Below are 13,874 nucleotides of genomic sequence, written 5' to 3'. Positions count from 1 at the left end.
CCGCGGCGGAGGCGCATATCGACACGGCCGCGGCGGAGCCGCATATCGACACGGCCCCGCGCCTCTTCGGGGCGCATCCGAACCGCACCGGACTTCATCGAGGCCGCCTAGGCCGGGGGCTCGCCCCGGCCCGGTGCTGGGAGGCGCCCCCGGCGCGTATGACCAAGCATCCCGAGCGTGGGGACGCCCGGGACGCCCTGTCCGTCCGTGAACCGGGCCCCTGAAGAGCGGCCGTAAACTTCCCGGGTGAGCTCCACCGATCCCGACGTCCTGCTCGGCCCCGCCGACATCCGCGCCCTCGCGGCACGGCTCGGCGTACGCCCGACCAAGCAGCGCGGCCAGAACTTCGTCATCGACGCCAACACGGTCCGCCGGATCGTCCGGACCGCCGGGGTGCGCCCCGAGGACGTGGTCGTCGAGGTCGGCCCCGGGCTCGGCTCGCTGACCCTCGCGCTGCTGGAGGCCGCCGACCGGGTCATCGCCGTCGAGATCGACGACGTCCTCGCCGCCGCGCTCCCCGCCACCGTCGAGGCCCGGCTGCCGCACCGCGCCGACCACTTCGAGCTGGTGCACCGCGACGCCCTGCGGGTGACCGAACTACCGGGCCCCGCCCCGACCGCCCTGGTCGCCAACCTGCCCTACAACGTCGCCGTTCCCGTGCTGCTCCACATGCTCGGGCGCTTCCCGACCATCGAGCGGACCCTGGTCATGGTCCAGTCCGAGGTCGCCGACCGGCTCGCCGCCCCACCCGGCTCCAAGGTCTACGGCGTCCCCTCCGTGAAGGCCGCCTGGTACGCCCACGTCAAGCGCGCGGGCGCGATCGGCCGCAACGTCTTCTGGCCCGCCCCCAACGTCGACTCCGGCCTGGTCTCGCTGATACGCCGGGACGAGCCCCTGCGCACCACCGCGACCCGGGACGAGGTCTTCGCGGTCGTCGACGCCGCGTTCGCGCAGCGCCGCAAGACCCTGCGGGCGGCGCTCGCGGGGTGGGCCGGGTCCGCGGGGGCCGCGGAGGAGGCGCTGAAGGCCGCGGGGGTCTCCCCGCAGGCGCGTGGCGAATCGCTGACGGTGGAGGACTTCGCCGCCATCGCCGAACACGGGCCTGCGGCGGCCTGACCCACCCGACGCGCCTGCGGCGGGCCCCTTCCCCACCCCGCCCCTACCTGAGCAGGCGCAAACCCCCGCACCCCCACCGAGGCTTCGCCCCGGACCCCGCTCCTCGAACGCCGGAGGGGCTGGGTGGTGCTGTGCGGGGCGGAACCCCGGCGGGATGCGGGGGCGCAGCCCCCGGGAACGGGATCCGGGGCGGAGCCCCGGTTACGGGAAGGGGCGGGGTGGGGAACGAGCCCGCCGCAGGCCACCCGCCCCGGCAGGCCCCGCGCAGGCCGACTCCCAGCAAGCCCACCGCCGACGCGGGACAATGGCCCCACCGAAACACCGAATCCCACCGAGGAGCCCCGTGACCCGCCCCGTGACCGCCCGTGTGCCCGCCAAGGTCAACGTCCAGCTCGCGGTCGGCGGGCTGCGCCCCGACGGGTTCCACGACCTGGCCAACGTCTTCCTCGCCGTCGGGCTCCACGACGAGGTCACCGCCACCGCCGCCGACACCCTGCGCATCACCGTCGAGGGCGCGGACGCCGGTCAGGTGCCGCTGGATCACACCAACCTGGCCGCCCGCGCCGCCGTCGCCCTCGCCGAACGGCACGGCATCACACCCGGCGTCCACCTCCACATCGCCAAGGACATCCCCGTCGCGGGCGGCATGGCGGGCGGCAGCGCCGACGCCGCCGGGGCGCTGCTGGCCTGCGACGCGCTGTGGGGCACCAAGGCCACCCGCGACGAACTCCTCGACATCTGCGCCGACTTGGGCAGCGACATCCCCTTCAGCCTCGTCGGCGGCGCCGCCCTCGGCCGGGGCCGGGGCGAACTGCTGACCCCGCTGGAGACCGGCGGCACCTTCCACTGGGTGTTCGCCGTGGCCGACGGCGGGCTGTCCACCCCCGCCGTCTACCGCGAATGCGACCGGCTCCGCGAGGCGTCCGGCGCGGGCGCGGGCGCCGCCGACGTCCCGGACCCCGAGCCCTCCCCGGCGCTGCTGGACGCGCTGCGCGCCGGTGACGCCACCGCGCTGGCCGCCGCCGTATCCAACGATCTGCAGCCCGCCGCGCTCTCGCTGCGCCCCGCGCTCGCCGCCACCCTGCGCGCCGGTGCGGACGCGGGCGCGCTCGCCTCCCTCGTCTCCGGCTCCGGCCCGACCTGCGCCTTCCTGGCCAAGGACCCCGAGGCCGCGCAGGCGGTGGCGGACGCGCTGGCCGCCTCGGGCACCTGCCGCACGGTCCGAACCACCTCCGGCCCGGTCCCCGGCGCGCGGCTCGTGGATGCCTGAGCGAGGCGTCCCGGCGCCCCGGGCCGGTCTCGGGGTGCGCGGCGCGTGGATGCCTGAGTGAGGCGTCCCGCTGTCCCGGCCCGTTCCCGGGCGCGCGAGGCTCGTGGATGCCTCACCGAGGCGTCCCGGCCCTCCGGCCCGGTTGCCGTGGCGCGGCTCGTGTGCGTCTGAGCGGGGCGTCCCGGCGCCCCGGGCCGGTCTCGGGGGCGCGCGGTTCGTGGATGGCTGAGCGAGGTGTCCCGGCCCTCCGGCCCGGTTGCCGTGGCGCGGCTCGTGGGCGCCTGAACGAGGCGTCCCGGTGTCCCAGTCCGGTCCCGGGGGCGCGCGGCTCGTGGGCGCCTGGGCGAGGTCCCCGGTGTCCCAGTCCCGTTCCGGGGGCGCGCGGCTCGTGGGCGCCTGGGCGAGGTCCCCGGTGTCCCAGTCCCGTTCCGGGGGCGCGCGGCTCGTGGGCGCCTGGGCGAGGTCCCCGGCGTCCCGGCCCGGTCCCGAGGGCGCGGCTCGTGGGTGCCTGAGCGAGGGGCCCCGGCGCTCCGGTCCGGTCCCGGGGGCTCGTGGGCGCATGAGCGCGAGGGTCCCGTGCCCCGAGGGCACGGCCCGTGGACGCCTGAGCGAGGCGCCCCGCACGGCGACTACCCTGGGGAGCCGATCGATCCGCGTAATGGAGTGTGATGGCGACCAACCTGGTCAACGTTGAATCCGTCGGCAAGGTGTACGGCACCCGTGCGCTGCTGGACGGCGTCTCCCTCGGGGTGAACGAGGGCGACCGCATCGGCGTCGTCGGCCGCAACGGCGACGGCAAGACCACGCTCATCCGGATCCTCGCCAAGCTGGAGCCCGCCGACGACGGCCGCGTCACCCACTCCGGGGATCTGCGGCTCGGCGTGCTCACCCAGCACGACTCCCTCGACCCCGAGGCCACCGTCCGCCATGAGGTGATCGGCGACCTCGCCGACCACGAGTGGGCCGGGGACGCCAAGATCCGGGATGTGCTCACCGGGCTGTTCGGCGGACTCGACCTGGCCGGCTTCCCGCAGGGGCTCGACACCGTCATCGGCCCGCTCTCCGGCGGTGAACGCCGCCGTATCGCGCTCGCCAAGCTGCTGATCGCCGAGCAGGACCTGATCGTCCTCGACGAGCCCACCAACCACCTCGACGTCGAGGGCATCTCCTGGCTGGCCGGGCATCTGCGCGCCCGCCGCTCGGCCCTGGTGGTGGTCACCCACGACCGCTGGTTCCTCGACCAGGTCTGCACCCGGATGTGGGACGTCCAGCGCGGCGCCGTCCACGAGTACGAGGGCGGCTACAGCGACTACGTCTTCGCCCGCGCCGAGCGCGAGCGCATCGCCGCCAGCGAGGAGGCCAAGCGGCAGAACCTGATGCGCAAGGAGCTCGCCTGGCTGCGCCGCGGCGCCCCCGCCCGCACCAGCAAGCCCCGCTTCCGCATCGAGGCCGCCAACGCGCTGATCGCCGATGTGCCGGCGCCGCGCGACAGCGCCGAGCTGATGCGGTTCGCGAACTCCCGGCTCGGCAAGACCGTCTTCGACCTGGAGGACGTGACCGTCACCGCCGGGCCCAAGGTGCTGCTCAAGCATCTGACCTGGCAGCTGGGGCCCGGCGACCGGATCGGCCTGGTGGGGGTGAACGGCGCGGGCAAGACCTCGCTGCTGAGTGCCCTGTCCGAGGCCGCCCGCAGCGAGGGCGAACAGCAGCCCGCCGCGGGCCGGATCACGGTCGGCAAGACCGTGAAGCTCGCGTATCTCTCCCAGGAGGTCGCCGAACTCGACCGGAACCTGCGGGTCCTGGAGGCCGTCGAGCAGGTGCGGCAGCGCGTCGACCTCGGCAAGGGCCGGGAGATGACGGCCTCCCAGCTGTGCGAGAAGTTCGGCTTCACCAAGGAGAAGCAGTGGACCCCGGTCGGCGATCTCTCCGGCGGTGAGCGGCGCCGGCTGCAGATCCTGCGGCTGCTGATGGACGAGCCCAATGTGCTCTTCCTGGACGAGCCCACCAACGACCTGGACATCGAGACCCTGACCCAGCTGGAGGACGTGCTCGACAGCTGGCCCGGCTCGCTCGTGGTCATCAGCCACGACCGCTACTTCATCGAGCGCACCACCGACCGGGTGCTCGCGCTGCTGGGCGACGCCGCCTTGCGGATGCTGCCGCGCGGCGTGGACGAGTACCTGGAGCGGCGGCAGCGCGCCCTGGCCGCGGCCACCCCGGCCGCCGCGCCCGCCAAGCAGAAGGCCGACGAACAGGTCGCCCGGCAGCGGTCGGCCGCCGAGCAGCGCGCCGCGAAGAAGGAACTCCAGAAGATCGAGCGGCGGCTGGACCGGATCAGTGAGCAGGAGTCCGACCTGCATACGCGGATCGCCGAGCACGCCACGGACTTCGCGAAGGTCGCCGAGCTCGACACCCAGCTGCGCGAGCTGACGGGGGAGCGGGACGATCTGGAGACCCGGTGGCTGGAGCTGGCCGACGACGCCTGAGCGGCGCAGGGGCGAGGGGCGGGCCGCCTTCGATGTGAGTGGCCTGAAAGCATCGTGTGAAGAGGCTGTGCGGCCCGGGCGCGCGCCCTGGCAACGGTCGCGTCACAGGCCGGTCTCAGCTGGTCGATGACCTGGAAACTGGTCCCTATTGCGCCCCTTACGGGTGATACAAAGAACTCCCGCCTGCCTTCCGCTCAATGGCGGGGTTCCACGTCCGATTCGCTCCTTCCCGGAGGGCTTTGACCACCGGGATCGCGGGGGAGGCCGGTCGGTCGATGGGTCCCGCACCTGAAGGATTTCGCATGTCACAGCCGCCTCCGCCGCCCAACCAGCCGCCGCAGGGCGGCTTCGGGGCACCGCAGGATCCTGGTTACGGCTATCCGCAGCAGCCGCCCACGCCGCCTGGGGGCCAGCAGGGTTACGGCTATCCGCAGGCCCCCGGTCAGCCGCCGCAGACCCCGCCTCCGCCCCCGGCGGCACCGCCCGCCCCGCCGCAGACGCCCCCGCCGGGCGCCGGCGGCTACGGCTACCCGGAGCAGCCGGGCGCCGGCCAGCAGCCCTACGGTCAGCCGCAGTACGGGCAGCCCCAGTACGGCCAGCAGCCATACGGTCAGTCGCAATTCGGCCAGCAGCCTTACGGTCAGCAGCAGTACGGCCAGCCGCCGCAGCCCCAGTTCCCCGGCAGCCCCGGCCCGGGTGGCCCCGGCGGCTCCGGCCAGTCCAAGCAGCGCATGGCGATCATCGTCAGCGCGGTGGTCGCGGTCGCGCTGATCATCGGCGGCGGCATCTGGTTCGCCACCAAGGACGACGGCGGCGGCAGCGAGGCCAAGGGCAAGGACAAAGAGTCCAGCCAGGGATCTTCTTCAAGCGGTTCCACGGGAGGCGGGGACAAGCCCGCCAAGACCGTAGAGGCCAAACTGCTCAACAAGGTTCCGATGCCCAAGGTGTCCGACCAGATCACCGTCGAGGGCATGTGGGTCACCGACGACACCTTCGTGAAGGCCGACGTCTACAAGATCGTCGGCTATCCGCTGAGCGGCGGCACCGCGAAGTGGACGATCCCGCTGGACGGCGCGGTCTGCTGGTCCTCGGACCACCTCACCGAGGACGGGCTCACCACGGTCCTCTACCAGGAGGCCAAGCCGTCGGCCAAGGACAAGTACCCCGGCTGCACCGAGGTCGGGCTGCTGGACCTCAAGAACGGCAAGATGCTCTGGCACCGGAACGTCAAGGAGGGTGACGAGAAGGTCCGCTTCGACGAGGTCACCCTCGGCGGCGGCACCGTGGCCGCGGGCGGCACCAGCGGCGGCGCCGCCTGGTCCACCTCGGGCCAGTCGCTGTGGAAGCCGAAGTCCGGCGAGCAGTGCTCGGACGACGGCTACGCGGGCGGCGAGGACAAGCTGGTCGCGGTGCGCCGCTGCGGCGACTACGACAACCCGCAGATCCAGGTCCAGACGCTGAACCCGAAGACGGGCGCGGTGAAGTCGGCCTACAAGGTCTCGCAGGGCATCGACTACGTCCATGTCGCCTCCACCGACCCGCTGGTGATCGGCCTCGACGCCGGTGACTCGACCGGCTCGGCGGTCTCGGACTTCCTCTCCGTCGACGACAGCGCCAAGACCGGCAAGGTGCTCGGCAAGATCGGCACCGAGAACGGCAAGTACGACGCCAAGTGCGAGTCGACCAACGTCGAGGGCTGCCGGAAGTTCGCCATCTCCAAGTCGGCCAACACCCTCTTCCTCGGCTCCGAGGACCGCACCGACTCCTCCGCCGCGACGGCCAACGAGGTCGTGGCGTTCAGCCTGGCCAACGGCAAGCCGATCGGGAAGACGGACGGGGTCAAGGGCGCCGCGCTCACCCCCCTCGGGCTCGACGAGAACGGCTCGGTCCTCGCCTACCAGGAGAGCACCTGGGAGGCCGGTGGCGCGGTCTGGCAGATCGACCCCAAGTCGTACGCCAAGACCAAGCTGCTGCAGAACCCCGTCGCCTCCCATGAGATGGAGTCGAAGTTCAGCCCCAGCTACTCGGAGATCATCTACTCCGGGAAGCACCTGTTCATGAGCGATGTCTACGCCACCAAGCCCTCGGGCACCTACGACAAGGACGACCCGCTGGCGATCATCTTCGGCGCGAGCTGACCCCTTCGGCGTCCGCTCGGTTCACGGCGGCCCCGCCCGTACCCACCGTACGGGCGGGGCCGCCGCCTTTCGCCCCGGGGGAGCGCCGGGGCACGCGCCCGCGCGGAACCCGGCCGCATCGGTCCGATTCAGACGTCAACCGGACCTCAAGTAGGCACTAATGGCCGGGATTTCGGCATTCCGGGGGGCTTCTGCCCGGTAAGGGGCGCGCAACGTCGAACAAGCGTGTAGCTTTCCCCCCTGAGCGAATGGGGGGAGCTCATGGGCGTGCGACTCATGGTGGTCGATGACCACCGTCTGCTCGCGGAGGCGCTCGCCTCGGCGCTGAAGCTGCGCGGGCACCGTGTGCTCGCCGCGGCGGCACCGAGCGCGGGCGCGGCGGACCTGGTGGTGAGCCGGGCACCGGAGGTGTGCCTGCTGGGCACGGCGTCACCCGCCGAACCAGGGGTGTTCGACCCGGTGGTGCAGATCAAGAAGGAGCGGCCGCAGGTCGCGGTCGTGGTGCTCGGCCCGGTGCCGAGCCCACGCGGCATAGCCGCCGCCTTCGCCGCCGGTGCGTCCGGCTATGTGCGCCACGACGAGCGGATCGAGGGTGTCGAGCGCGCCATGATGAAGGCGCGCGCGGGCGAGGCCGCCGTGGCGCCCCAACTGCTCCAGGGGGCCTTCGCGGAGCTGCTCAACCCCGCGGCCCAGCCCGACGACGAGGGAGCCCGGCTGCTGCGCATGCTGACCCCGCGCGAGGTGGAGGTGCTGGTGCGGGTCGCCGAGGGCGAGGACACCCGGCTGATCGCGGCGGGCATGGGAATCGCCCCCAGCACGGCCCGCACCCATGTGCAGCGGGTGCTGATGAAGCTCGGGGTGGGCTCGCGGCTGGAGGCGGCGGCCCTGGCGGCGCGCACCGGGCTGCTGGACCGCGCGGCGTCCCGCCGTATCGCGTCGCCCGCGCCCCAGTCGCCTTCGCCGCAGCCGTCCTCGCCCAAGCCGCCCGCGTCGGCGTCGTAGCCCGCGTCGGCGGGCCGGCGGCCCCGCGGGCCGGCTCGCGGTGGCCCGGGGCCCTTGCGCCCCGGCCCGAGGCGGCCCGCGCCGCTCAGCCCTCTCCGGCTCCGGGTCCTCCGGCGCCAGGCCTTCCGTCTCCGGGCCGTCCGGCCTCGGGCCCTGCCCCGGTCCCGGGACCCCCGGGCCCTGCCCCTGCCCCGCCCCCCGGCCCGGCCTCCGGCTTGGGTGCGGCCCCCGGGGCGGACAGCGGCCTGAGCTTCATCCACAGCAGGAAGAGCAGGCCGACCGCGAGCATGCACCATCCGGTCCAGAGGTTGATGTTGATGCCCGATGCCTTCTTCACATCCGCGTCCGAGGCGGTGAACCCGGCGATGAGGACGATGATCGCGTAGATCACGAACAGCCCGCCGATGATCCGCCGCACATCGAACAGCCGCGCCGCGGTCGCCGACTTCTGCTCCAGCTCCTCGACCTCGTGCCGGTATTCGTACTCCTCACTCATGGCGTGGGCTCCTTATTCGCCGGAGGGTCACAGGGAGAACGGGATGTAGCACAGGGCCGCGAGGATCAGCGCGCCCCAGCCCAGCACGGCCGGACGGCGGTACCACGCCTCGTCGCCCGGCGCCGGCGGCTCGGCCACCCCGGGCGCGGTGGTGCCGTAGACCAGACCGGCCAGTGACTCGACCGGCTTGGGCTTGGTGAACGGGGTCACCGCGACCATCACCACGCCGCCGACCACGAACGCCACGATGGCGGAGACGAAGTTGGCGCCCTGGTCGCTGGGGATGGAGATGACATCCGCCCGGTAGAGCCAGAAGTAGTTGATCAGTGCGGCCACCGTGCCGCAGAGCAGTCCCCAGAACCCGGCCGGGCCGGTGGCCCGCTTCCAGAACATTCCGATGATGAAGACGCAGAACAGCGGCACGTTGAAGAACGAGAACAGCGTCTGGAGGTAGTTCATGATGTTGCTGAACGAGGAGGCGATGAAGGCCGTTCCCATACCGACCAGCACGCCGACCGCCGTCACCACCCGCCCCGTCAGCAGGTAGTACGCGTCCGACCGGTCCTTTCTGACGTACGCCCGCCAGATGTCGTTGGTGAAGACCGTGTTGAAGGACGACACATTGGCCGCCATGCCCGCCATGAAGGCGGCCAGCAGCCCGGTCACCGCGAGCCCCAGCACCCCGTTCGGCAGCAGCTCGCTCATCAGCAGCGGAATCGCGTCGTTGTACTGCAGACCGCTCGTCTTCTTGCCGATGTCCGGCTGCATCACCAGCGCGATCAGCCCCGGCACCACCACGATCAGCGGGATGAACATCTTGGGGAACGCGGCGATCAGCGGGGTGCGCTGGGCGGCCGAGAGGTTCCTGGCCGACAGGGCGCGCTGCACCTCGGCGAAGTTCGTCGTCCAGTAGCCGAAGCTCAGGCAGAAACCGAGGCCCAGCACGATGGTCAGCCAGTTGGCCCCCAGCGGGTTGGCGGAGCCGATGCCGGTGCCGCCCCAGGCGGAGACGAAATTGGGGCCGTGGGAGTCCACGAGAGAGTCCTTCAGCCCGCCGAAGCCGCCGATCCGCCGGAGGCCGACGACGGTGAGCGGGATGAGCGCGGCCAGGATCACGAAGAACTGCAGCACCTCGTTGTAGATCGCCGAGGAGAGCCCGCCGAGGGTGATGTACACGAGCACGAAGAGCCCCGCGACCACGATGGCCACCCACTGCGGCCAGCCCAGCAGCGCCTCCACCACGATCGCCATCGCGTAGAGGTTCACGCCCGCGATCAGCACGGACGCGATCGAGAAGATGATCGAACTGAGCAGATGCGAGGACGGCCCGTACCGGTGCAGCAGGAACTCGGGGACGGACCGTACCTTGGAACCGTAGTAGAACGGCATCATCACCAGGCCGAGGAAGACCATGGCCGGAATGGCCCCGACCCAGTACCAGTGCACGGTGTACACCCCGTACTGCGCGCCGTTGGCGGCCATCCCCAGGATCTCCAGAGCCCCCAGATTCGCGGCGACGAAGGCCAGACCGGTGACCCAAGCGGGCAGCGACCGGCCGGAGAGAAAGAAGTCGAGGCTGGTCTTGACGCTCGCTCTGGCGGCGAATCCCACGCCGAGGACGACGGCGAAGTAGAGGATCAGGATCGTGTAGTCGAGTGCGTTGGTGGGAAGCCGGAGCCCTTCGGCCAGATAGTGCATGGTCTCGCCTCATCGCCTGAACGGAATGCACCAGAAACGTTCGGTGAACGTATCCGAATTCTTGTGGTTTGTCCGAGCAGCTTCGCCGTGCATTGACGCCACTGTTGGCTTGTGGTTCATTATGTTGAGTTGTGTTGGGTGCACCTGACAGGAGCTGGCGGAGTGAAGAAGACGGCGACGCGGCTCGCGGACGGACGCGAGCTGATCTATTACGACGCGCGCGACGACGCGGTGCGCGACGCCGTCGACCAGCGGCCGCTCGACCCCATCGCGACCCGCTCCGAGATCCGGCACGACCGCCTCCTCGGCGACCGGGTGGCGATCGCCTCCCACCGCCAGGCCCGCACCTACCACCCGCCGGCCGACGAATGCCCGCTGTGCCCCTCCCGCGAGGGGCGGCACAGCGAGATCCCCGCCCCCGACTACGACGTCGCGGTCTTCGAGAACCGCTTCCCGTCGCTGGCCGGGGACTCGGGCCGGTGCGAGGTCGTGTGCTTCACCTCCGACCACGACGCCTCCTTCGCCGACCTCGACGCCGCGCAGGCCGCTCTGGTGCTCGACGCCTGGACCGACCGCACCGCCGAGCTGGCCCAACACCCCGCCGTCGAGCAGGTCTTCTGCTTCGAGAACCGCGGCAAGGAGATCGGCGTCACCCTCGGCCATCCGCACGGCCAGATCTACGGGTATCCCTTCGTGACCCCTCGTACACAGCTGATGCTCCGTTCGCTCGCCGAGCACCGTGTGGCCACCGGTCGGAATCTGTTCGATGATGTGGTCGCCGATGAGCTGGCCGACGGGCGCCGGGTGGTGCTCGACGGCGAGCACTGGGTCGCGTTCGTCCCCTACGCCGCCCACTGGCCGTACGAGGTGCACCTCTACCCCAAGCGGCGGGTCCCGGACCTGCCGGCGCTGGACGAGGCCGCGCGCACAGAGTTTCCACAGATGTATCTGGAACTCTTGAAGCGCTTCGACCGGATTTTCGGGGAGGGTGAGCCGCCCACGCCCTACATCTCCGCCTGGCACCAGGCGCCGTACCGCATGACCGACCGCGGTGAATTCGCACTTCACCTCGAGCTTTTCACCATCCGCCGCACTTCCGGCAAGCTGAAGTTTCTCGCGGGTTCCGAATCCGGCATGAATGTGTTCATCAACGATGTGCCGCCGGAGGCCGCGGCCGAGCGACTGCGAGAGGTAGCGAGCAAGTGAGCAATGCGCAGCAGAAGAAGTACCTGGTCACCGGCGGCGCCGGCTATGTCGGCAGCGTGGTCGCGGCGCATCTGCTCGAAGCCGGTCACCGGGTGACGGTGCTGGACGACCTGTCCACCGGGCACCGGGAGGGGGTCCCCGAGGGCGCGGAGTTCATCGAGGGCCGCATCCAGGACGCCGGCAAGTGGCTCGACCCCACCTTCGACGGCGTGCTGCACTTCGCCGCGTTCTCCCAGGTCGGCGAGTCCGTCGTCAACCCCGAGAAGTACTGGGTCAACAATGTGGGCGGCACCACCGAGCTGCTCGCCGCGATGCGGGACGCAGGCGTGCGCACCCTCGTCTTCTCCTCCACCGCCGCCACCTACGGCGAGCCCGACCAGGTCCCGATCACCGAGGACCTGCCGACCGCGCCCACCAACCCCTACGGCGCCAGCAAGCTCGCCGTCGACCACATGATCAGCGGCGAATGCGCCGCCCACGGGCTGGCCGCGGTCTCCCTGCGCTACTTCAACGTCGCGGGCGCCTACGGGGCCTACGGCGAGCGCCATGACCCCGAGTCCCACCTCATCCCCCTGGTGCTCCAGGTCGCCCAGGGCCGGCGCGAGGCCATCTCGGTCTTCGGCGAGGACTACCCCACCCCCGACGGCACCTGCGTCCGCGACTACATCCACGTCGCCGACCTCGCCGACGCCCATCTGCTCGCCCTCGGCGCGGCCTCCGCCGGCGAGCACCTGATCTGCAACCTCGGCAACGGCAACGGCTTCTCCGTCCGCGAGGTCATCGAGACGGTGCGCCAGGTCACCGGCCACCCCATCCCGGAGATCGCCGCCCCGCGCCGCGGCGGCGACCCGGCGGTCCTGGTGGCCTCCGCCGAGCGCGCCAAGGAGCGCCTGGGCTGGCGCCCGACCCGCGCCGACCTGGCCGGAATCGTCGCGGACGCATGGGAGTTCGCGCAGCGGAGGGAGAGTCAGTGACGGACGAGCACGGCCCCGGGCGGGCCACGGCGGGGTTCCACGAGGTCTACGGCACCGACCCGGAGGGCGTCTGGGCGGCACCGGGCCGGGTCAATCTGATCGGTGAGCACACCGACTACAACGACGGCTTCGTCATGCCGCTCGCCCTGCCCCACACCTGCCTGGCCGCCGCCACCCCGCGCACCGACGGGGTGCTGCGGCTCCACTCGGGCGACGCCCCGGGCGGCATCGTCGAGCTGCGGGTCGAGGAGCTGGCGCCGGTCGCGGGCGGGGCCGGCGGCGGCGACCGCGGCGGCTGGGCGGCCTATCCGGCCGGAGTGGTCTGGACGCTGCGCGAGGAGGGGCTGCTGACGGGCGCGGCCGGTGGGGCGGACCTGCACTTCGAGTCCACCGTGCCCACCGGCGCCGGGCTGTCCTCGTCCGCCGCGCTGGAGGTGGTCACGGCCACCGCGCTGAACGACCTGTACGGACTGGGGATCACCCCGCGGCGCATCGCCCAGCTGTGCCAGCGCGCGGAGAACGTCTTCGTGGGCGTGCCCTGCGGGATCATGGACCAGATGGCGTCCGCGTGCTGCACCGAGGGGCACGCGCTGTTCCTGGACGCCCGTGATCTCACCCAGCGCCAGGTGCCGTTCGACCTGGCGGCCGAGGGGCTGCGGCTGCTGGTGGTGGACACCCGCGTCAAGCACGAACTGGGCGACGGCGCCTACGCGAACCGGCGGGCCGCCTGCGAGGCGGCCGCCGAGGCGCTCGGGGTGCCGGCACTGCGCGATGTGCCCTTCGACGGGCTGGAGGCGACGCTCGCCCAGCTGGAGCGGCTGGGCTACGACGCGACCACCCGGCGGCGGGTGCGCCATGTGGTGACCGAGGACCGCAGGGTGGAGGAGGTCATCGAGCTGCTCGACGCGGGGGACACGCGGTCCATCGGACCGGTGCTGACCGCCGGGCACGCCTCCTGCCGCGACGACTTCGAGATCTCCTGCGCCGAGCTCGACCTCGTCGTGGAGTCGGCGAACGCGGCGGGGGCGCTGGGGGCGCGGATGACCGGCGGCGGCTTCGGCGGCTCGGCCATCGTGCTGGTGGCGGAGGCGGACGCGGAGGCGGTGGGCAAGGCGGTGACCGAGGCGTTCGGCGCGGCCGGTTACGGTGCTCCGCGGATCTTCCCGGCGGTGCCCAGCGCGGGGGCGCGACGGCGGTAGCCGGGCGTTCTCGGTAAATCTTCGCGGCTCGTGGATCACTCAGTCCCCAAGAGCGAACAAGAAACACACAGTGAACAGCCGAGAACAGTCAGTTTCGCTAATCCGCTTCCTATATGAGACCACGGCCTTACTCTGAGTACAGCGTCGGTGGGGGCCGACGCTTGTTCAGGGGGCGAGACAGTCAGGTACGACGCCCGGGGCGGGTAGCAATCACAGCACGGCGGCGGCCGTGCGGGTTGCGGTGACCTTGCGCCGGGCGCCGTACCCGCACTGTTTCTCGGTGTATCCG

At 71.8% G+C, this 13,874-nt stretch carries 9 protein-coding genes and 1 pseudogene; 8 read left to right on the top strand and 2 right to left on the bottom strand.

The genetic code is table 11. The features are described from left to right. Positions 1-246 precede the first annotated feature (246 nt). From rsmA to J8403_RS17495, 5 genes are all read left to right on the top strand, one after another. Positions 247-1,116, top strand: a complete 870-nt coding sequence (gene rsmA / locus J8403_RS17515; RefSeq protein WP_211124014.1) for a 16S rRNA (adenine(1518)-N(6)/adenine(1519)-N(6))-dimethyltransferase RsmA — start codon at positions 247-249, stop codon at positions 1,114-1,116. Between the two features lie 343 nt (positions 1,117-1,459). Continuing rightward, entirely contained in the window at positions 1,460-2,386 is a 927-nt protein-coding gene (locus J8403_RS17510) for a 4-(cytidine 5'-diphospho)-2-C-methyl-D-erythritol kinase (protein ID WP_246585878.1), read from the top strand. 668 nt (positions 2,387-3,054) lie between these two features. Then, positions 3,055-4,872: an ABC-F family ATP-binding cassette domain-containing protein gene (locus tag J8403_RS17505; RefSeq protein ID WP_211124012.1), complete on the top strand. Its 1,818-nt coding sequence runs from the start codon at positions 3,055-3,057 to the stop codon at positions 4,870-4,872. 302 nt (positions 4,873-5,174) lie between these two features. Next, positions 5,175-7,010: a hypothetical protein gene (locus tag J8403_RS17500; RefSeq protein WP_211124011.1), complete on the top strand. Its 1,836-nt coding sequence runs from the start codon at positions 5,175-5,177 to the stop codon at positions 7,008-7,010. A gap of 261 nt (positions 7,011-7,271) precedes the next feature. Next, the gene (locus J8403_RS17495) at positions 7,272-8,012 is read left to right on the top strand and encodes a response regulator transcription factor (RefSeq protein ID WP_211124010.1); all 741 of its coding nucleotides are present in this window, start codon (positions 7,272-7,274) and stop codon (positions 8,010-8,012) included. 187 nt (positions 8,013-8,199) lie between these two features. Here the strand turns inward: J8403_RS17495 and J8403_RS17490 are convergent. Beyond that, positions 8,200-8,508: pseudogene (locus J8403_RS17490) on the bottom strand (hypothetical protein); the annotation flags it as partial. A 27-nt stretch (positions 8,509-8,535) separates the two neighbouring features. After that, positions 8,536-10,206 carry a sodium:solute symporter family protein gene (locus tag J8403_RS17485; RefSeq protein ID WP_211124009.1) on the bottom strand — a complete coding sequence of 557 codons (1,671 nt, stop codon included), beginning with the start codon at positions 10,204-10,206 and terminating at the stop codon, positions 8,536-8,538. A gap of 162 nt (positions 10,207-10,368) precedes the next feature. Between J8403_RS17485 and galT the strand changes: the two genes are divergently transcribed. The 3 genes from galT to galK are packed head-to-tail and all read left to right on the top strand — an operon-like array spanning position 10,369 to position 13,585. Then, positions 10,369-11,412: a galactose-1-phosphate uridylyltransferase gene (gene galT / locus J8403_RS17480; RefSeq protein ID WP_211124008.1), complete on the top strand. Its 1,044-nt coding sequence runs from the start codon at positions 10,369-10,371 to the stop codon at positions 11,410-11,412. Further along, positions 11,409-12,386 (top strand): UDP-glucose 4-epimerase GalE, encoded by a 978-nt coding sequence (gene galE, locus J8403_RS17475; protein ID WP_161560252.1) that lies wholly within the window; start codon positions 11,409-11,411, stop codon positions 12,384-12,386. Before galT ends, galE begins: the two co-directional genes overlap by 4 nt. Further along, entirely contained in the window at positions 12,353-13,585 is a 1,233-nt protein-coding gene (gene galK, locus J8403_RS17470; protein WP_425519805.1) for a galactokinase, read from the top strand. The genes galE and galK overlap by 34 nt, the downstream gene beginning before the upstream one ends. Positions 13,586-13,874: the final 289 nt, after the last annotated feature.

The sequence above is a fragment of the Streptomyces yatensis genome (genome assembly GCF_018069625.1).
Taxonomy (GTDB): Bacteria; Actinomycetota; Actinomycetes; order Streptomycetales; family Streptomycetaceae; genus Streptomyces; species Streptomyces yatensis.
The sequence above is the reverse complement of the archived record's forward strand: the minus strand, read 5'-3'. Positions and strand labels throughout refer to the sequence as shown.

Coding starts and splice junctions, on each gene's coding strand:
- J8403_RS17505 (WP_211124012.1), top strand. CDS start 3,055: ATGGCGACCAACCTGGTCAACGTTGAATCCGTCGGCAAGGTGTACGGC.
- J8403_RS17500 (WP_211124011.1), top strand. CDS start 5,175: ATGTCACAGCCGCCTCCGCCGCCCAACCAGCCGCCGCAGGGCGGCTTC.
- J8403_RS17495 (WP_211124010.1), top strand. CDS start 7,272: ATGGGCGTGCGACTCATGGTGGTCGATGACCACCGTCTGCTCGCGGAG.
- J8403_RS17485 (WP_211124009.1), bottom strand. CDS start 10,206: ATGCACTATCTGGCCGAAGGGCTCCGGCTTCCCACCAACGCACTCGAC.
- galK (WP_425519805.1), top strand. CDS start 12,353: ATGGGAGTTCGCGCAGCGGAGGGAGAGTCAGTGACGGACGAGCACGGC.